At 63.4% G+C, this 18,682-nt stretch carries 14 protein-coding genes; 3 read left to right on the top strand and 11 right to left on the bottom strand.

The window, feature by feature from the left end:
* Positions 1–8: 8 nt before the first annotated feature.
* From AB4048_RS03075 to AB4048_RS03055, 5 genes are read right to left on the bottom strand one after another with little or no spacing between them, the layout of a single operon-like run.
* Complete coding sequence (locus tag AB4048_RS03075) at positions 9–1,196, bottom strand: acyl-CoA dehydrogenase (protein WP_442200440.1); 1,188 nt, start codon at positions 1,194–1,196, stop codon at positions 9–11.
* A gap of 13 nt (positions 1,197–1,209) precedes the next feature.
* Entirely contained in the window at positions 1,210–2,391 is a 1,182-nt protein-coding gene (locus AB4048_RS03070; RefSeq protein WP_442200439.1) for an acyl-CoA dehydrogenase family protein, read from the bottom strand.
* 3 nt (positions 2,392–2,394) lie between these two features.
* Entirely contained in the window at positions 2,395–3,246 is an 852-nt protein-coding gene (locus AB4048_RS03065) for an enoyl-CoA hydratase family protein (RefSeq protein WP_442200438.1), read from the bottom strand.
* Positions 3,243–4,031: an SDR family NAD(P)-dependent oxidoreductase gene (locus tag AB4048_RS03060; protein WP_442200437.1), complete on the bottom strand. Its 789-nt coding sequence runs from the start codon at positions 4,029–4,031 to the stop codon at positions 3,243–3,245. Before AB4048_RS03060 ends, AB4048_RS03065 begins: the two co-directional genes overlap by 4 nt.
* A 9-nt stretch (positions 4,032–4,040) precedes the next feature.
* On the bottom strand, positions 4,041–6,362 hold the full coding sequence (locus tag AB4048_RS03055; RefSeq protein WP_442200436.1) for a bifunctional salicylyl-CoA 5-hydroxylase/oxidoreductase: 2,322 nt from the start codon (positions 6,360–6,362) through the stop codon (positions 4,041–4,043).
* 237 nt (positions 6,363–6,599) lie between these two features.
* Between AB4048_RS03055 and AB4048_RS03050 the strand changes: the two genes are divergently transcribed.
* Positions 6,600–8,213 carry an AMP-binding protein gene (locus tag AB4048_RS03050; protein WP_442200435.1) on the top strand — a complete coding sequence of 538 codons (1,614 nt, stop codon included), beginning with the start codon at positions 6,600–6,602 and terminating at the stop codon, positions 8,211–8,213.
* Between the two features lie 308 nt (positions 8,214–8,521).
* Here AB4048_RS03050 and AB4048_RS03045 read toward each other — a convergent pair whose 3' ends face one another.
* The 6 genes from AB4048_RS03045 to AB4048_RS03020 form a co-directional block, all read right to left on the bottom strand.
* Positions 8,522–9,115 (bottom strand): VOC family protein, encoded by a 594-nt coding sequence (locus AB4048_RS03045; protein WP_442200434.1) that lies wholly within the window; start codon positions 9,113–9,115, stop codon positions 8,522–8,524.
* A gap of 114 nt (positions 9,116–9,229) precedes the next feature.
* On the bottom strand, positions 9,230–10,072 hold the full coding sequence (locus AB4048_RS03040) for an ATP-binding cassette domain-containing protein (RefSeq protein ID WP_442200433.1): 843 nt from the start codon (positions 10,070–10,072) through the stop codon (positions 9,230–9,232).
* Between the two features lie 2 nt (positions 10,073–10,074).
* On the bottom strand, positions 10,075–10,947 hold the full coding sequence (locus AB4048_RS03035) for an ABC transporter ATP-binding protein (RefSeq protein WP_442200432.1): 873 nt from the start codon (positions 10,945–10,947) through the stop codon (positions 10,075–10,077).
* Positions 10,944–11,840, bottom strand: coding sequence for an ABC transporter permease (locus AB4048_RS03030; protein WP_442200431.1), 897 nt, complete (start codon positions 11,838–11,840; stop codon positions 10,944–10,946). The genes AB4048_RS03035 and AB4048_RS03030 overlap by 4 nt, the downstream gene beginning before the upstream one ends.
* Positions 11,833–12,840, bottom strand: a complete 1,008-nt coding sequence (locus tag AB4048_RS03025) for an ABC transporter permease (protein ID WP_442200430.1) — start codon at positions 12,838–12,840, stop codon at positions 11,833–11,835. The genes AB4048_RS03030 and AB4048_RS03025 overlap by 8 nt, the downstream gene beginning before the upstream one ends.
* Positions 12,841–13,030: 190 nt before the next feature.
* The gene (locus AB4048_RS03020) at positions 13,031–14,566 is read right to left on the bottom strand and encodes an ABC transporter substrate-binding protein (protein WP_442200429.1); all 1,536 of its coding nucleotides are present in this window, start codon (positions 14,564–14,566) and stop codon (positions 13,031–13,033) included.
* A 362-nt stretch (positions 14,567–14,928) separates the two neighbouring features.
* On the opposite strand from AB4048_RS03020, the gene AB4048_RS03015 reads away from it, so the two are divergent.
* Together AB4048_RS03015 and AB4048_RS03010 are read left to right on the top strand one after the other, a co-directional pair.
* Positions 14,929–17,082 (top strand): thiamine pyrophosphate-dependent enzyme, encoded by a 2,154-nt coding sequence (locus AB4048_RS03015; RefSeq protein ID WP_442200428.1) that lies wholly within the window; start codon positions 14,929–14,931, stop codon positions 17,080–17,082.
* Between the two features lie 11 nt (positions 17,083–17,093).
* On the top strand, positions 17,094–18,641 hold the full coding sequence (locus tag AB4048_RS03010; protein WP_442200427.1) for an indolepyruvate oxidoreductase subunit beta family protein: 1,548 nt from the start codon (positions 17,094–17,096) through the stop codon (positions 18,639–18,641).
* The last annotated feature ends 41 nt before the right edge of the window (positions 18,642–18,682 follow it).

Here is an 18,682-nt window from a genome sequence, read left to right as displayed (position 1 = left end):
GGCAGACCTCAGTTCGAAAAGGCGGCAATGCCGGTGATGGCGCGGCCGAGGATCAGCGCGTGGACGTCGTGCGTGCCCTCATAGGTGTTGACGACTTCCAGGTTGACCAGGTGGCGGGCAATGCCGAATTCGTCGGAAATGCCGTTGCCGCCGAGCATGTCGCGGGCGTTGCGGGCAATCTCCAGCGACTTGCCGCAGGAATTGCGCTTGACGATCGAGGTGAGCTCCACCGGCGGATGACCCTCTTCCTTCATGCGGCCGAGCCGGATGCAGGCCTGCAGGCCGAGCGTGATCTCGGTCGTCATGTCGGCGAGCTTCTTCTGGATCAGCTGGTTGGCTGCGAGCGGCCGGCCGAACTGCTTGCGGTCGAGCACGTACTGGCGTGCCTTGGCGTAGCAGTCCTCGGCGGCGCCGAGCGCACCCCAGGCGATGCCGAAGCGGGCGGAGTTCAGGCAGGTGAAGGGACCCTTGAGGCCGGTGACGTTAGGCATCAGGTTTTCTTCGGGCACGAAGACGTTGTCCATGACGACTTCGCCGGTGATCGAAGCGCGCAGGCCGACCTTGCCGTGGATGGCCGGAGCGGAAAGTCCCTTCCAGCCCTTTTCCAGGATGAAGCCGCGGATGAGGCCGTCTTCGGTCTTTGCCCAGACGACGAAGACGTCGGCGATCGGCGAATTGGAAATCCAGGTCTTGGCGCCGGTGAGGCTATAGCCGCCGTCGACCTTCTTGGCGCGAGTGACCATCGAGCCGGGATCCGAGCCATGGTTCGGCTCGGTGAGGCCGAAGCAGCCGATCCATTCGCCTGTGGCAAGCTTCGGCAGGTACTTCTGCTTCTGAGCCTCCGTGCCGAAGGCATCGATCGGCACCATGACCAGCGAGGACTGCACGCTCATCATCGAGCGGTAACCGCTGTCGACGCGTTCGACTTCGCGGGCGATCAGGCCGTAGGCGACGTAGCCGAGGCCGGCGCCGCCGTATTCGGGGGAAATCGTCGGGCCGAGCAGGCCGAGTTCGCCCATTTCGCGGAAGATCGTCGGGTCGGTCTTCTCGTTGCGGAAAGCATCGAGCACGCGGGGCGCCAGCTTGTCCTGGGCGTAGGCGTGCGCGGTATCGAGCACCATGCGCTCGTCGTCGGTCAGTTGCTCCACGAGCCGGAAGGGATCGGCCCAGTCGAAAATCTCGCGTGTATGCTGCATGGTCTTTCTCCCGTTATCTGCTTTTCAGAAGTTCGCGCGCGACGATGAGTTTCTGGACCTCAGTCGCCCCTTCGTAAATACGAAGCGCGCGAATTTCGCGATAAAGTTTCTCTGTGATCTCGCCGCTTCTGACGCCACGGCCGCCGAACAGCTGCACGGCACGGTCGATAACGCTTTGGGCGGTTTCCGTCGCCGTCATCTTGGCCATGGCGGCTTCGCCGGTCGTCGGCAGCTTCTGCACGTCGCGGCGCCAGGCGGCGCGATAGGTCAGAAGTGCTGCCGCGTCGATCCCGGTCGCCATGTCGCCGAGGGCCGCCTGCGTCAGTTGCAGGTCGGCAAGCTTGGCGCCGAACATTGGACGGGCGGTGGCGTGCGCGACCGATTCATCGAGCGCCCGGCGGGCAAAGCCGAGCGCGGCCGCCGCCACCGAGGCGCGGAAGATGTCGAGCGTGCGCATGGCGATCTTGAAGCCTTCGCCGGGTGCGCCGAGCCTGCGCGACGCCGGAATGCGGCAGTTCTCGAAACGGATGGTGGCGAGCGGATGCGGCGCGATCACATCGATGCGCTCGGCGATCGAAAAGCCCGGATCGTCGGCAAAGACGATGAAAGCCGAGATGCCGCGCGTACCCGGCGCTTCGCCGGTACGGGCAAAGACGGTGTAGACATCGGCGATGCCGCCGTTGGAAATCCAGGTCTTTTCGCCGTCGAGCACGTAGTGGTCGCCATCGGCGCGGGCAGCGCACGCCATGGCCGCGACGTCGGAGCCGGCTTCCTTCTCGGAAAGCGCAAAGGCCGACAGCCATTCGCCGGAGCGGACCTTCGGCATGACGGCGGCGCGCAATGCGGGATCGCCGGCAAGGCCGATCGCGCCGGTGCCAAGGCCCTGCATCGCAAAGGCAAAGTCAGAAAGCCCGTCATGCCAGGCAAGCGTCTCGCGGGCGAGGCAGACGAGGCGGCTGTCGATCAAGGGCTCGGCCTCGGAGCGTCCGGTCGCCGCCTCGAGAATGCCGGCGTCACCGAGCGCGCGCACCAGCTTGCGGCAGGCGCCGTCGACATCGTGATGGTCGATGTCGGCCATCGGCGCCGACTTGGCGAAGGCATCGAGCTTGGCTGCGAAATCGCGATGGCGCTCCTCGAAGAAGGGCCAGTCGAGATGTTCGCGGGACGGACCCGCAAGCGTGGTCGCGGCGGTCATGTCTCAGTTCCCTTCGAAGACGGGCTTGCGCTTGGCGGCGAAGGCCTCGAAGGCGCGTCGGAAGTCCTGGGTTGCCATGCAGATCGCCTGGGCCTGCGCCTCCGATTCGATCATCTCGTCGATCCCCATCGCCCATTCCTGGTTCAGCATGGTCTTGGTCACGCCGTGCGCGAACCACGGGCCGTCGGCGAGCGAGCGGGCCAGCTTGTGCGCCTCGGCTTCGACTTCGGTCCCGGCATGCAGGCCGTTGAAAAAGCCCCAGGCCTGGCCCTCTGCGGCACTCATCGAGCGGCCAGTATACAGCAGTTCGGCGGCACGGCCCTGGCCGATGATGCGCGGAAGAATGCCGCAGGCGCCCATGTCCGCACCGGCAAGGCCGACGCGGGTGAAGAGAAAGGCGGTCTTGGCTTCAGGGGTCGCCAGGCGCAGATCGGAGGCCATGGCGAGGATCGCGCCGGCGCCGGCGCAGATGCCGTCGATTGCGGTTACGATCGGCTGCGGGCACTTGCGCATCGCCTTGACGAGGTCGCCGGTCATGCGGGTGAAAGCCAGAAGCTCCGGCATCGCCATGCGGGTCAACGGCTCGATGATCTCGAAGACGTCGCCGCCGGAGGAGAAGTTGCCACCGGCGCCGGTCAGCACGATGGCGCGGATGTCGGAGGCGTAAGCGAGGTCGCGGAAGAGGTCGCGTAGTTCCGCGTAGCTTTCGAAGGTCAGCGGGTTCTTGCGTTCCGGGCGGTTCAGCCGGATCGTCGCCACGGGGCCGTCCTCGCTGACTTCCCAGAGGAAGTGCTCGGCCTGATAATCCTTGAAGGGCTTGAGATGGCCCCGCATCGTCATATCGTGATCGCTCATCCTGCAAGAACCTCCCCACCGGCAACCGCGATTGCCTGTCCATTGATCGATGCCGCACCAGGCGATGCAAGCCATAGGACGGTATCTGCAACCTCCTGCGGTTTGACAAGACGTCCCTGCGGATTGGATTTCGTGAATTCCGTAAGCGCCGCTTCGCGGCTGCGCCCGGTCTTGGCGACGATCGTCTCGATCGAACGCTCGATGATCGGCGTGTCGGTGAAGCCGGGGCAGACGGCGTTGACCGTGATCCCGGTCTTTGCAAGCTCCAGCGCCAGCGCGCGGGTGAGCCCGACGACGCCGTGTTTGGCGGCGACATAGGCCGAGACGTAGCCATAGCCGGTCAGCCCGGCCGTCGAGGCGATGTTGATGATGCGGGCACCAGTGCCGCGGGCCCTGAGGTCAGGCAGGACTGCCTGGGTCACCTGGAAGACGCCGGTGAGATCCACCGACAGCACATGGTTCCACATCTCGAGGCTGGTCTTTTCGAAAGATGCGGTCGGCGCCTCGCCGGCGTTGTTGACGAGAATATCGACCGGTCCGAATGTATCGCGCGCGGCCTTGAGACCGTTCGCGATCGCCGCGGCATCGGTGACGTCGAAGCCGTCAGCAACGAAGGCTGCGGTCCCGATCTCGGCGGCCAGCGTTTCCAGCGGCTCGCGCCTGCGCCCGGCAAGCGTAACGCGCGCGCCTTCGGCGGCAAGCGCGCGGGCGACCGCCGCGCCGATGCCGCTGCCGGCACCGGTGACGAGGACATGACGTCCGGCAAGTTTACCCAAGTTCGTCATCGCGGACACTCACTTTGCCGGGGCGGCTGCGGCCGCACGGGCGAGGTTGGCCTCGTACTGGTACTTGCTCGACTGATACTGCTTCGGCCAGGCGATCGAGCCGAGGCCGATCTTGGCCGCTTCGTGCAGCGCCCAGGCGGGGTCAGCGAGATGCGGACGGGCAACGGCGCACAGATCGGCACGTCCGGCCGAGATGATCGAGTTGGCATGGTCTGCTTCCGAGATCGCGCCGACCGCAATCGTCGAGATACCGACTTCGTTGCGGATCTTGTCCGAGAAGGGCGTCTGAAACAGTCGGCCGTAAACCGGCTTTTCTTCCTTCCATACCTGACCCGACGAGCAGTCGATCACGTCGGCGCCGGCGTCCTTGAACATCCTGGCGAAGATCGCGGCATCCTCGGGCGTGTTGCCGCCCTCGGTCCAGTCATGGCAGGACAGGCGCACCGACATCGGCTTGTCGGCCGGCCAGACCGCGCGGACCGCCTTGAACACTTCCAGCGGGAAACGAGCACGGTTTTCGTGGCTGCCGCCGTATTCGTCCTCGCGGCGGTTGGTGAGCGGCGAGAGGAAGCTCGACAGCAGATATCCGTGAGCGCAGTGGAGCTCCAGCCAGTCCGCGCCGGTCGTCACCGCCAGTTCGGCGGAACGCACGTGATCGGCCTTGACGCGGTCCATATCTGCCCGGTCCATCGCCTTCGGCACCTGGCTGTGCTTGAGGTAGGGAAGAGCGGATGCCGACATCAGCGGCCAGTTGCCGTCGTTGAGCGGCTGGTCGATGCCTTCCCAGGCAAGGCGCGTCGAGCCCTTGCGGCCGGCATGGCCGATCTGGATGCCGACCTTGGCCGGCGTGCCGTTGTGAACGAACTCGACGAGCCGCTTCCACTGCGCTGCCTGTTCCTCGTTCCAGAGGCCAAGGCAGCCGGGGGTGATGCGGGCATCGGGCGATACGCAGGTCATTTCGGCGAAGACGAGACCGGCACCGCCCATGGCGCGGGCGCCGAGATGGATCAGGTGGAAGTCATTGATCATGCCGTCGTCCTTGGCCGAATACATGGCCATCGGCGACACGACGACGCGGTTGGCAAGCGTGGTGCCGCGAACCGTAAAGGGCGTGAACATGGGCGGCAGGCAGCGATCCTCGCCGACCGGAAGGCCGGATTTCTCTGCAAACCAGCGCTCGAAGCCTTCGAGCCAGGTCTTGTCGCGCAGGCGCAGGTTTTCGTGGCTGATGCGCTGCGAGCGCGTCAGCATCGAATACATGAACTGCTCCGGCTCGAGCTGGTCGGCATAGCGGCGGCCGACGACTTCGAACCATTCCATGGCGTTGCGCGCCGCGTTCTGGATGCGGGCGACATCGACGCGGCGGATTTCCTCGTAAGTCTTCAAGACTTCGGAAATGTCGGCGTTGTCGTGGTCGTGGATATTGAACTGATTGGCAAGCTCGATCGCGTCGTCGATGGCAAGCTTGGTGCCCGAACCGATGGCGAAATGCGCGGTGTGGGCGGCATCGCCCATCAGCACGACCTGTGAATTGCCGTTGAAATGGCTCCACTTGCCGCAGATCAGGCGGCTGAAATTGAGCCAGGCCGAACCGCGCACGTGGCGGGCATTGGTCATCAGCGAAGCGCCTTCGAGCACTTCGGAGAACACGTTTTCACAGAAGGCGATCGAGTCGTCCTGGCTCATCTTGTCGAGGCCATGGGCGAGGTAGGCTTCTTCCGTGGTTTCGACGATGAAGGTGGAAGTCTGGTCGTCGAACTTATAGATGTGCGACTGGAACCAGCCATGCTCGGTCTTGCGGAAATCGAAGGTGAAGGCGTCGAAGAGCTTGTTGGTGCCGAGCCAGATGAAGCGGTTCGGGCGGATGACCATGTCCGGCTCGAAAATATCGGCGTAGCGGTTGCGGATCCGCGAATTGACGCCGTCCGACGCGATGATCAGATCGGCATCCGGGTAGTCGAGATCGGAATCGACGTCGGTTTCGAAGATCAACTCGACGCCGAGGGCTTCGCAGCGCTTCTGCAGGATGTTCAAGAGCTTCTTGCGCCCGATGCCGACGAAGCCGTGGCCGGACGTGCGCTGGCGGGTATCCTTGAAGAGGACTTCGATGTCGTCCCAATGGTTGAACGCGTCCTCGATCTCGGCCGCGCTTTCAGGGTCCCATTGGCGCATCGACACCATCGTCGCATCGGAGAACACAACGCCCCAGCCGAAGGTGTCGTAAGGCCGGTTGCGTTCGACGACCCTGATCGAGTGCTCCGGATGCAGCTTCTTCATCAGAAGCGCGAAGTAGAGCCCAGCCGGTCCGCCACCGATACAGACGATGCGCATCGCAATCCCTCCCGTGGTGCCGCGTCGATCAGCGGCTCATCAAGTTATTTTAAGTTTAAAATATAATGGCTGTTGCCGAGGCGTCAAGCGCTAAATCACCACAAGATATTATAAGCTTAAAATTTCTCTTGATGGAAGCCGCATTTCAGTGCAATGCTCAGGTATCAGGGCAGGGAGGCCCGGTGACGGCGGACATATGCGCCCTCACGAAAAACATCGCTACGACGGGAGAGAAGCATGCTTGGACCGAGCGGTCATGTGGATACCTTTACCCGGGACAACCTGCCGCCCTTCGAAGAGTGGCCCGAGATCAATCTCGAAGGCTTCGACTATCCCGAATGGCTGAATGCCGCCGTGGAACTCACCGACCGCATGGTCGAGCGCGGTTTCGGCGATCGCATCGCGCTCATCGGCAACGGCCGCCGCCGCACCTATAAGGAACTCGCCGACTGGACGAGCCGCATCGCCCATGCGCTGGTCGAGGACTACGGTCTGAAGCCGGGCAACCGCGTGCTGCTCCGCTCGGCCAATACGCCGGCGATGATCGCCTGTTGGCTGGCTGTGACCAAGGCCGGCGGCGTCGCCGTCAATACCATGCCGATGCTGCGCGCGGGCGAACTCGCCAAGGTCGTCGACAAGGCTGAGATCGCACTTGCGCTTTCAGACACGCGGCTGATGGACGAAATGGTCGCCGTCGCCAAGGAAAGCCGTTTCCTCAAGCAGGTCGTCGGTTTCGACGGCACCGCCAATCACGACGCCGAGCTCGATCGCATCGCGCTCAACAAGCCCGTGCATTTCGATGCGGTGAAGACAGGCCGCGACGATGTCGCTCTTCTAGGCTTCACGTCCGGTTCGACCGGCGTTCCGAAGGCGACGATGCATTTCCATCGCGATATCCTCCTCATTGCCGATGCCTTTGCCAAGGAAGTGCTGGCCGTGACGCCCGACGACGTTTTTGTCGGCTCGCCGCCGATCGCGTTCACCTTTGGCCTTGGCGGGCTGGTCGTCTTCCCGCTTCGTTTCGGCGCGTCTTCAGCGCTTCTGGAAACCGCGTCGCCGCAGAACATGGTCAAGATCATCCAGGACCACAAGGCGACCATCAGCTTTACCGCGCCCACCGCGTACCGCGCCATGATGGCGGCGATGGAGGAGGGGGCCGACCTTTCGTCCTTGCGCATTGCCGTCTCGGCGGGCGAAACGCTGCCTGCTCCGGTCTACGAGGAATGGACCAGGAAGACCGGCAAGCCGATCATCGACGGCATCGGCTCGACGGAAATGCTGCATATCTTCATTTCCAACCGGCTCGAAGACGCCAAGCCCGGCTGCACCGGCAAGCCGCTCACCGGCTATGAGGCGCGCATCGTCGACGAAGAGATGAACGAGGTTCCGCGCGGCACGGTCGGGCGGCTCGTGGTCCGTGGTCCCATCGGCTGCCGCTATCTCACCGACAAGCGTCAGGGCGAGTATGTCCGCGACGGCTGGAACGTGACCGGCGACTCTTTCTACCAGGATAAGGACGGATATTTTCATTTCGCCGCCCGCAGCGACGACATGATCGTGTCGGCCGGCTACAACATTGCCGGCCCCGAGGTGGAAGCCGCGCTGCTCAAGCACCCGGACGTCGCCGAATGCGCCGTCATCGGCGCGCCGGACAGCGATCGCGGCACGATCGTCCAGGCGCACGTCGTGCTTGCGCCGGGCTCGGTTGCCTCCGACGCCATGGTCAAATTGCTTCAGGAGCACGTCAAGGCCACGATCGCGCCCTACAAATATCCGCGCTCCGTCGTCTTCACCGAGGCGCTCCCGAAGACCGAATCCGGAAAGATCCAGCGTTTCCGTCTGAAGCAGTGAAGTAGATACAAAGATACCAGAAGGCCCGGTCGAAGGCCGGGCCTCAGACTGCTGACAAACTCTGACGGCTTACCAGGACTGCGCCGCTATCCGCCGTCACCCCGGACCTGATCTGATCTGATCCGGGGTCCAGCGCGCGCAAGTCATTGCGCGCGAAAGACTCTTTCGCCCCGCCGACGCGGCGCGGCTGGATCCCGGCTCAAGGCCGGGAAGACGGAGAGAACGGACGCGTCACAAGGCACTCCGTCGTCTTCGTGCTTGTCTCGGACAGGCCCGACGATGAAGGAGAAGACCCTAGGGCTTTCGCCCTATTTCGACGGGTCCTTCGGGCTCCAGAGGATGGTCTTGGAGTTTTTCTCGTAGGCCATGCCGTCCGGATAGCTGATCGCTTCCAGCTGCAGGCCCCAGGGTGACTGGAAGTAGAGGACCGTCTGGCCGGCGGCGGGACCTTCCTTGATCGGTAGCGGCCCCATGCGCGTTGGTACACCCTTGGCGTCGAGATATTTCTTCGCGGCAGCGACGTCATCGACATAGAGCGCGATGTGGAAGGCGCCGATGTCGCTGTTGCGCGGCTTCAATGCCTTCTGGTCCGGTGCCGTGTATTTGAAGAGTTCGATGTTCGAGCCGTAGCCGCAGCGGACCTGTGCGATCTGTTCGATCACCGCCTTGGAATCGACGCCGAGGAGGTCGGTCATGAATGTGCCTTTATCGTCGGAGAAGGGGCCGAAGCTCATGGCTTCCTCGCAGCCGACGACATTCACGAAGAAATCGAGCGCCTGCTTCATGTCCGGCACGGTGATGCCGGTATGGTCGTGGCCCTTGAGGCCGGGAATGGAATCGGCCGAGGCGGTGCCGGCGCAGCCGAGGGCTGCGAACGCCGCTGCGATGACAGTCCGTTTCATGCGATGGCTCATATTGATGTTCCCCTTGATTTGGCGGGCAACTTAGACTTCTTCGACACGCGCCGCCGGCCCGCTGGGTCGGCGCTTGTTTCTTCAATGGGCGCCGGACCTCGTTCAGGCGGCGTCTTCACTCTCCATGCGACGCCCCAGCCACTCCGGATCGACCTCCGGCAGCGGAATGGCGTCGAGCAGCATGCGGGTGTAGGCGGAGGCGGGTGCGGCAAAAACCCGGTCGCACGGTCCTTCATCCACCACCTGGCCGTGGCGCATGACATAAACGCGGTTGCAGATGGCGCGGATGACGGAAAGGTCGTGGCTGATGAAGGCCATGGACAGGCCGAGATCGGCCGACAATTCCTTGAGAAGATTGAGAACCTGCGCCTGCGTGGAAACGTCTAGGCCGGAGACGATTTCGTCGGCGAGCACGAAATCCGGTTCAAGCAGCGCCGCCCGGGCGATGCCGACGCGCTGACGCTGGCCGCCGGAAAGCTCATGCGGATTGCGATCGAGGCAGGCGGCCGGAAGCGTCACGCGCTCGAGGATGGCCGAGACCCTGCGTTCGGCGGTCTTGGCGTCGGCGGCAAGCCCATGCAGGCGCAGCGGTTCGACGAGAATGCGCCGGATCGTATGACGAGGGTTGAGCGAGGCCATCGGGTCCTGGAAGATCATCTGCATGCGCCGGCGAAGCGGTCGCATCCTCGGCTCGGACAGATGGGTGATGTCGGTCCCGTCGAAACGGATGGTCCCCGCTGAAGAATTGACCAGCCGCAGGAGAGCCCGGCCGAGGGTCGTCTTGCCGGAGCCGGATTCGCCGACGATGCCGACGGTTTCGCCGCGCCGAATGGAAATGTCGACGCCGTGCAGCACCTTGTGTCCGCCGCCGGGCTTGCCCATGAGCCCGCGGGTGGTTCCGTAGGTGACCTCGATACCGGTGGCCGTCAGTAGCTCGTCGGACATGGTCAGCGTCCTTCCTCGGCGGCGCCGATCTCGCGTCGCAACTGCTCGAATACCGCAGGCGGGACCGGCGTCAGGCCTGCATCGGGCCGATCGTAACGCGGGCCGGCGGCGATCAGCGCCTGGGTGTAGACATGGCGTGGATGGGCAAGAACATCCGCCGTGCGGCCTTCCTCGATCACCTTGCCGCCGTAGAGAAGCGTCACCGTATCGCAAATCTGCGCGACGACGCCAAGATCATGGGTGACGAAGATGACGCCGGTGCCGTGTGCTTCCTGCATGCCGCGGATCAGCCTCAGGATTTGCTTCTGCACGGTGACGTCCAGCGCCGTCGTCGGCTCGTCTGCCACCACCAACTTCGGCTCCAGCGCAAAGGCGGCGGCGATCAGGATGCGCTGGCGCATGCCGCCGGAAAGCTCGTGCGGATAGCTCTTCATCACACGCTCGGGCTCGCGGATGCGCACCTCTTCCAGGAGCGTGAGTGCCCGCTCGTGAGCCTGTCGGGCCGACAGGCCGCGCTTCAATCTGAGGCCGTCCGTCAGCTGCGCTTCGATGCGCCGGCCGGGATTGAGCGCCGTCTGCGGGTCTTGCGGGATCAGCGATATCTCGCTGCCCATGATGTCTCGGAGTTCCCTGTGTGGCAGCGTCAGGAGATCGCGACCCTCGAAGAGAAGTGAGCCTGAGGTGACGCGCACGGTGCGCGGCAGGATGCCGAGAAGCGCCTTGGCGATGGTCGACTTTCCGGCGCCGCTTTCGCCGACAAGACCACGGACTTCGCCGCGCGCCACCGCGAGCGACACGTCGCGCAGGATGCGCGCGCCGCCGTCGCGGTCGGAAACGGCGCTGAGGCCGGTTATGGAAAGTAGGGGCTGCGTCATCTGCGCATCACCGGATCGAGTGCCCGGCGCAGGCCGTCGCCGAGCTGGTTGAAGGCAAGGACGGTGGCGAAGAGCGCGATCAGCGGCGCGAGAAGCACCCACCAGCCTTCATAGATGATCTGCCGCCCTTGGGCGATCATGCCGCCCCAGGTCGGCGTGTCGGAGGAGACCGAGAGGCCGACGAAGGAAAGGATCGCTTCCACGATGACGGCAATGCCCATCTCCAGGCTGACGAGGGCGATCAGCACCGGCGCCACGTTCGGCAGGATCTCGGAAAAGAGAATGGTGAGACGCGAAAAGCCGATGGTGCGCGCCGCCGTCACATAGTCCATCTGCGCCTGTGCCTGGGTCTCGGCGCGCACGACGCGACAGAAGCGCGTCCAGTCGATGATAACGATGGCGGCGATCACCGAATGCACGCCGGAGCCGAAGACCGCGACGAGCAGGATAGATAGCAGCACCGGCGGAAACGCCATCCAGATATCGACAAGGCGGGAAATCAGCTTGTCGGCCCAGCCGCCGTACCAGCCGGCAAGCAATCCGAGGAGCGTTCCGATCAGGGCGGCAAGGCCCGCTGCCACGAAAGCGACGATAAGCGCGATGCGTGAGCCGAAGATCAGGCGCGAGAGGACATCGCGCCCGAGATCATCGGTGCCGAAGAAGAAGCCGGGATCGCCGCCCTCCATCCAGGACGGCGGAAGCGTCCCCGCCATCAGATCCTGCTCCAGCGGGTCCTTCGGCGCGATAAATGGGGCAAACACGGCAAGCACGATCAAAAGCAGAATAAAGCCACCGCCGAAGATCACCTTCGGCTCGCAAAGCAGCGAGCGCAGGCGCCGGGCATTTCTGGAGGGGGGCTTGGGCGCGGTGCCCGTGACGGCAAGCTCAGCCATGTGCGAGCCTCGGATTGAGCGCGGCCACCAGAAGATCGACCAGCAGATTGACGAGAATAAAGAGCGCGCCGAACACCAGCACGAGGCCCTGGATCAGCGGCAGGTCGCGATTGATGACGGCGTCGATCGCCATGTTGCCGATACCGGGATAGGCAAAGATTCGCTCGACGATGACAGTGCCGCCGATCAGGAAGGTGAACTGGACGCCCGTCAGCGCGATCGTCGGTCCGACCGCGTTGCGCAGCGCCTCTTGCAGCACGAGGCGCAGTTCGGACATGCCCTTCAGCCGTGCAAGCAGGATGTAGTCCTGCACCATCGCCTCCGACAGCGCCGCCTTCAGCACGCGGGCGATGATGGCGGCGAGGGGCAGGCCGAGCGCCAGCACCGGCATCACCATGTGGGAGGCCACGTCGGCAAAGATTGCAAAGCGCAAGGTGAGCAGACTTTCGAGGAGATAGAAGGAGGTCGAAAATTGGGGATCGACGCTCGGGTCGATGCGGCCGGAAAGAGGAAACAGCGGATAAAGGACGCCGAGCACGAGGATCAGCGCCAGTGCCCAGACGAAGTCCGGTACGGCGAGAAACAATCCGTTGAGGCCGTCGATGACCGGCTCGAATACGGTGCGGCGTGCCAGCGTGCCGATGATCGCGACAGTGCCGCCGAGGATGATGGCAAGCGCAAGCGCGGCAAGCGCCAGCTCCAGCGTCGCCGGCAGCTTTTCGCCGAGCAGCGCCAGCACGTTGCGCTTCAGCGAAATCGAGGTGCCGAAATCGCCGGCAAGAACGGATTTGAGCCAGAGCCCGAACTGGACCGTCACGCTGGCGTCGAGGCCGTAATGGGCGCGAAGGGCCGCGATGTCGGCGGGGCTGGCGCCCGGCGAAATCATCATCGCGATCGGATCGCCCGGCACGACGCGCAACAGTACGAAGACGATGACCGCCACTCCGAAAAGCGTGGCTGCGGCCATCAGCAGGCGATTGATTATGGAAACGGCTAACATGGACTACGAATTCCCAACCGCGAACGAGGCGGCACGCGTATCGGCGGGCGAAGGGGCGGCGATACCCCCGTGAAGGCAGGGTCGGCGCGAAGCGACGGGGTGGGTAACCGCTCCGTTCATTTCTGCCGCGGGTCACCCCCACCCGCGGCTATGTCGCGACCTCCCCAGAAAGGGGGAGGGGAAGCCGATCCTAGCCCTTGGAGACCAGCGTCGGCTGCAGTGCGCCGGAAACGTTCGGCGTTACCTTGAGCTTCGACTTATAGACCACCGGCTGGGCATACTGCAGCAGCGGGATCACGTAACCCTGCTCGGCGATATACTTGCTGGCGGCCTTCCAGCCGGCGATGCGCTTGGCTTCGTCCTTCTCTCCCCAGAGCGGCCCGAGCATGTCGTCGACATCCTTCGTCTTCCAGGCCGAGTGCGGCGACGGGCCGAACATGGCAAAGCCGGTCGACGTCGTCGGGTCGCCGATGGCATTGCCCCAGTTGTAGAACGCAGCCGGGCCGAGCTGGTGGGCGGCGCGCAGCTCGTAGTGCTTGGCGATCTCGTAGACCTCGATCTCCGCCTCGATGCCGACCTTGCGCCACATGCCGACGATCGCCTGGATCATCTCGTAGTCCTTCGGCTTGAAGCCGCGGGTCGTCTTGATGGTGAATTTCACCGGCTTTTCCGGTGAATAGCCGCTGGCGGCGAGCAGCTTCTTGGCCTGTGCCGGGTCGTAGGGGATCTTGATCGACGGATCGAATGCGTCGTATTCCGGTGCCTCCAGCGTCGAGAGCGGCTTGCCATAGCCGCGCAGCAGGCGCTTGATGATCGCTTCCTTGTCGATCGACATGTTGGCGGCGAGGCGGACGTTCTTGTCAAGCATCGGATCGACGTTGGAAATGAAGATCATGCCGATATCGGAGATCGGCGTCGCTTCTCCGGCAAGTCCCGACTTCTTCTTCAGACGGTCGAAGTCCTCGTAGGGGATTTCGAGCGTGACGTCGGAGGAGCCGGATTCGATTTCGGCAACGCGGCTCGTCTGATCCGGCACGAACTTGAAGACGACGGTGTCGAAGGCCGGCTTGCCGCCGAAGTAGTTTGGATTGGCCTTGAGGCGCAGGAAGGAGTTGCCTTCATAGGCATCGACCATGTACGGCCCGGTGCCGACCGGCTTCTTCTCGAAGCCCTCCGCGCCGACCTTGGTATAGTAGTCCTTCGGCAGCACGTAGCCGGTCAGAAACGCCATCCACTTGAAATAGGTCGGCTCGAAACGGACGACGTCGCCGGTGATGCGGTTGCCTTCGATCTTGTAGTTGTTGGCGGTCGACCAAATGAAGGAAATCGGATTGCCGCCCTTCTGATCGGCGGCGCGTTCCAGCGACCAGACCACGTCTTGCGGCGTGAACTTGGAGCCGTCGTGCCAGGTCACGCCCTCGCGGACGTCCATCCATACCTTGGTCTTGTCGTCGTTCCAGCCCCAGGCGGTCAAAAGGCCGGGTTGGAATTTCAGGTCCGGCCCCTGGCCGATGAACTGGTCGAATATAGAGCGATAGATCGCCTGGATGCTCGGGTTGACCGCCGACGGACCGGTTGTCGGGTCGAACGCCGGCAGGTTGACGTTGTAGGCGATGGTGAGCGTGTTGCTGTCGGCGGCCTCAACGATCGTCCGGCCGGCGAGAATCCCAGTTATGAAAGTAGCCGCGCCGAGGCTCAGGGCCTCGCGCCTTGTCAGGTTGGTCATGTTCACTCCGTTCCCCAGTTCGAAGGCTTGAAGGTATCGCCCGCAGAGCCGCCGATGATTTATTATCGGAATGCTTTAATGCTAAAATACGTGTTCGGAACCGGCAAGGGATTTCTATGGGTTTGCAAATATTTCCGTGGAGATGAAGCGGCCGATGCGGATCCGACCGCCGCCTTCGCTATATATATGCTGACGCATATAAAATTGGAAAACCGTGAGCCGCGACGGCTTGCGAGAATCAGCTACTTCGACCCTTGTCAGGCCACGAAATAGGCTACTTTCCAATTGACACGCCAACGCTGCACAAAATATGCTTTTGCAAATTGTTGTGAGTGAAGCCGAAAAGGCGAAAGGGAATTGCGATGGCCGAACGATCATTCGCACGCGAGGTCGAGGATCTGAAACTTGGAGAAGGAGATATCTTCCGCGGCGAAGGTATTCTCGCGATCACCAAGGCGCTTCTGCAGTCCGGCGTCTCCTATGTCGGCGGCTATCAGGGCTCGCCGATTTCCCACCTGATGGACGTGCTTGCCGACGCCAAGGACGTGATGGCGGATCTTGGGGTGCATTTCGAGACATCGGCCTCCGAAGCTGCCGCCGCAGCGATGCTGTCGGCCTCCGTCATGTATCCGGTGCGCGGCGCCGTTACCTGGAAATCGACGGCTGGCACCAACGTCGCCTCGGACGCGCTTTCCAACTTGTCCTCCGGCGGCGTGACGGGTGGGGCCCTGATCATCATCGGCGAGGATTACGGCGAAGGCTCCTCGATCATGCAGGAGCGCAGCCATGCCTTTGCGATGAAGTCGCAGCTCTGGCTGCTCAACCCGCGCCCGAACCTCCCTTCGATCGTCGAAGCGGTGGAAACCGGCTTCGAACTGTCGGAAGCCTCCAATACGCCGGTCATGCTGCAGGTCGGCATCCGCAGCTGTCACGTGCACGGCCAGTTCGAGGCGAAGAACAACAAGCGCCCGGAATTCACGCTGAGGCAGGCGCTGGAAAATCCGGTGCGCGACGTCAACCGCATCGTGCTGCCGCCCGCCTCTTTCCTGCATGAGAAAGAGAAGCTGGAGAAGCGCTGGCCGGCGGCCGTCGAGTTCGTCAAGAACCGTAAGCTCAACGAATATTTCGGTACATCCGAGGGTGAGGTCGGCATCATTCTGCTTGGCGGCATGTACAACAGCGTCATGCGCTCGCTGCAGCAGCTTGGGCTTGCCGACGTCTACGGCAATTCCTCCATCCCGCTTTACGTGCTGAACGTCGCCTATCCCCTGATCGACGATCAGATGGCCGAATTCTGCGCGGATAAGAAAGCGGTGTTGATGGTCGAGGAAGGGGCGCCGGAATATATCGAGCAGTCCCTCAACACGATCCTGCGCCGCCGTGACATCCAGACAAAGGTGTCGGGCAAGGACGTGCTGCCGATGGGCGGCGAATATACGACGCCGGTGCTGATCAAGGGCATCAAGACCTTCATCGAAAACCATCACCGCATCCTGCTCGGCAACCAGCCGCCGCTCCCGGATCCGACGCCGATCCTCAACGACCCGAAGGTCAAGGCGCTGGCCGAAGTCGTGCCCCCGCGTCCGGCAGGTTTCTGCACCGGCTGTCCGGAGCGCCCGATCTTCGCGGCCATGAAACTAGTCGAAAAGGAGCTGGGCGAGCACCATGTCTCCGCCGACATCGGCTGTCATCTGTTCTCGATCCTTCCGCCCTTCAACATCGGCGGTACGACCATGGGGTACGGCCTCGGCCCGGCATCGGCCTCGGCCTTCAACGTCGAGGCCGACAAGCGCTCGATTTCCGTCATGGGCGACGGCGGGTTCTGGCATAACGGTCTGGCGACCTCGGTCGGCAACGCCGTCTTCAACAAACAGGACGGCGTGATCCTCGTCGTCGACAATTTCTATTCCGCGGCCACCGGCGGCCAGGACATATTGTCGTCTCGCGCCATCAACCCGCGGCGAAAGACCAACAATTCCATCGTCAACGCGGTCAAGGGCATCGGCGCCACGTGGGTTCGCCAAATCGACCACACCTATGACGTCGCCAAGATGCGCGACACGCTCAGGGAAGCGCTGACGACGAAGGAGCCCGGTCCGAAGATCATCGTCGCCTCGTCGGAATGCATGCTGAACAAGCAGCGCCGCGTGAAGCCGCAATTCGCCAAGGCGGTGAAGGATGGCAAGCGGATGGTCAAGGAGCGCTTCGGCGTCGACGAGGACGTCTGCACCGGCGACCACGCCTGCATCCGGCTTTCCGGCTGTCCGTCGCTCTCGGTCAAGCACACGGACGATCCGCTGAAGGACGATCCGGTGGCGGCGATCGACAACACTTGCGTCGGCTGCGGCAACTGCGGCGAGGTCTCGGAGGCGGCAGTCCTCTGTCCCTCCTTCTATCGTGCCGACGTCATCCACAACCCAACCGGCTGGGATCGCTTCCTTGCCCGCACGCGCGCTAAAGTCATCGGCTGGCTGCAGGCGCGCCGCCAGGCAAGCCGCATCGTCTTTGCCGACTGAGGAGCACGACAGTGAACGAACATGTGAACCTCAACCAGCGCCTTTCGACCGATAAGCCGATCTCCGTCGCCATTCTCGCCATGGGCGGGCAGGGTGGCGGCGTGCTTGCCGACTGGATCGTCGCGATGGCGGAAGAACAGGGCTGGATGGCGCAGACGTCCTCCGTCCCCGGCGTCGCCCAGCGCACCGGCGCCACTATCTACTATCTGGAAATGCTTCCCGCCCGCGACGGCCATGCGCCGATCTTTTCGCTGATGCCGACGCCGGGCGATGTCGATATCGTGCTTGCGGCCGAATTGATGGAAGCTGGCCGCTCGGTGCTGCGCGGTCTCGTGACGCCCGACAGGACGACGCTGATTGCCTCCACGCACCGCTCGTTCGCCGTTGGCGAGAAGGAAAAGCCGGGTGACGGCACGGCCAATCCGGTCGTCGTTACCGACGCGACCGATTTCGCCGCCAAGCGCACCATCGCCTTCGACATGGAGACGCTGGCGACGAAGAACGGCAGCGTGATTTCCGCCTCCATGTTCGGGGCACTTGCAGGATCGGGCGCGCTGCCCTTCGGTAAACCGGCTTTCGAGGCGGTCATCCGCTCCGGCGGCAAGGGCATCGAAGCAAGTCTGAGAGCGTTCAACGCCGCCTTCGAGCGCGCCTCCGGCAAGCCGAACGATCCGGTATCGGCGACGCCGCACAAACGCTTCGACGCGCTGCCGGAAACGGCAGGACATCCGGACCTCGACCGGCTGGTCAACCGCATTCGCGCGGAATTTCCCGAACAGGCAAGGCCGCTGCTCTTTGCCGGCGTCAAGAAGCTCACCGATTTTCAGGACCCGGCCTATGCCGGAGAATATCTCGATCGTGTCGCCGGCCTCAACGCGCTCGACCGCAAGGCGGGTGGCGAGGCGAGGGACTTTGCCTTCACCGTTCAGGCGGCGAAGTACCTGGCCGTGGCGATGGCCTATGACGACGTCATTCGCGTGGCCGACCTCAAGGTCCGCGGTTCGCGCTTCGAGCGCGTACGCAAGGAAGTGGGCGTCAAGGACGACCAGATCCTCTACATGACGGAATATATGCATCCGCGCATGGAAGAAATCTGCGGCACGCTGCCGAAGGCCTGGGGGCTTTGGATCGAAAACCGGCCGAAGCTGTTCAACCGTCTCGATCGCATCGTCAACAAGGGGCGGCGCGTGCAGACCGGGACGTTCTTCTGGTTCCTCAGCCTTTACGCGGTCTCGGCGCTGCGGCGCACGCGTCGCGGAACGCTGCGTCACATGCGCGAAACCGAGCATCGCCAAGCCTGGCTTGTGGCCGCGACCGGTCTCATGACTGCGAACTATCCGCTCGCCGTCGAGGTCTTGAACAACCGCCGTCTGGTGAAGGGCTATTCCGACACCCACGCACGCGGGCTGTCGAAATTCGACCGCGTCATGTCGGCCTTGCCGATGCTCAAGGGCCGCGAGGACGGCGATGCCTGGATGCGGCGGCTGAGACAGGCGGCACTGCTCGATGAAAACGGCATCGCGCTCGACGGCGCCCTGAAGACGGTGGCGACACTCTAGGGGCCAAAGTGTATTACACTGTCATGCTTCTGTGCTAGAAA

Origin of the sequence: Rhizobium sp. RAF56 (assembly GCF_052113965.1) — a bacterium.
GTDB lineage: Bacteria > Pseudomonadota > Alphaproteobacteria > Rhizobiales > Rhizobiaceae > Rhizobium.
This window is presented reverse-complemented; position numbering and strand designations above follow the sequence as displayed.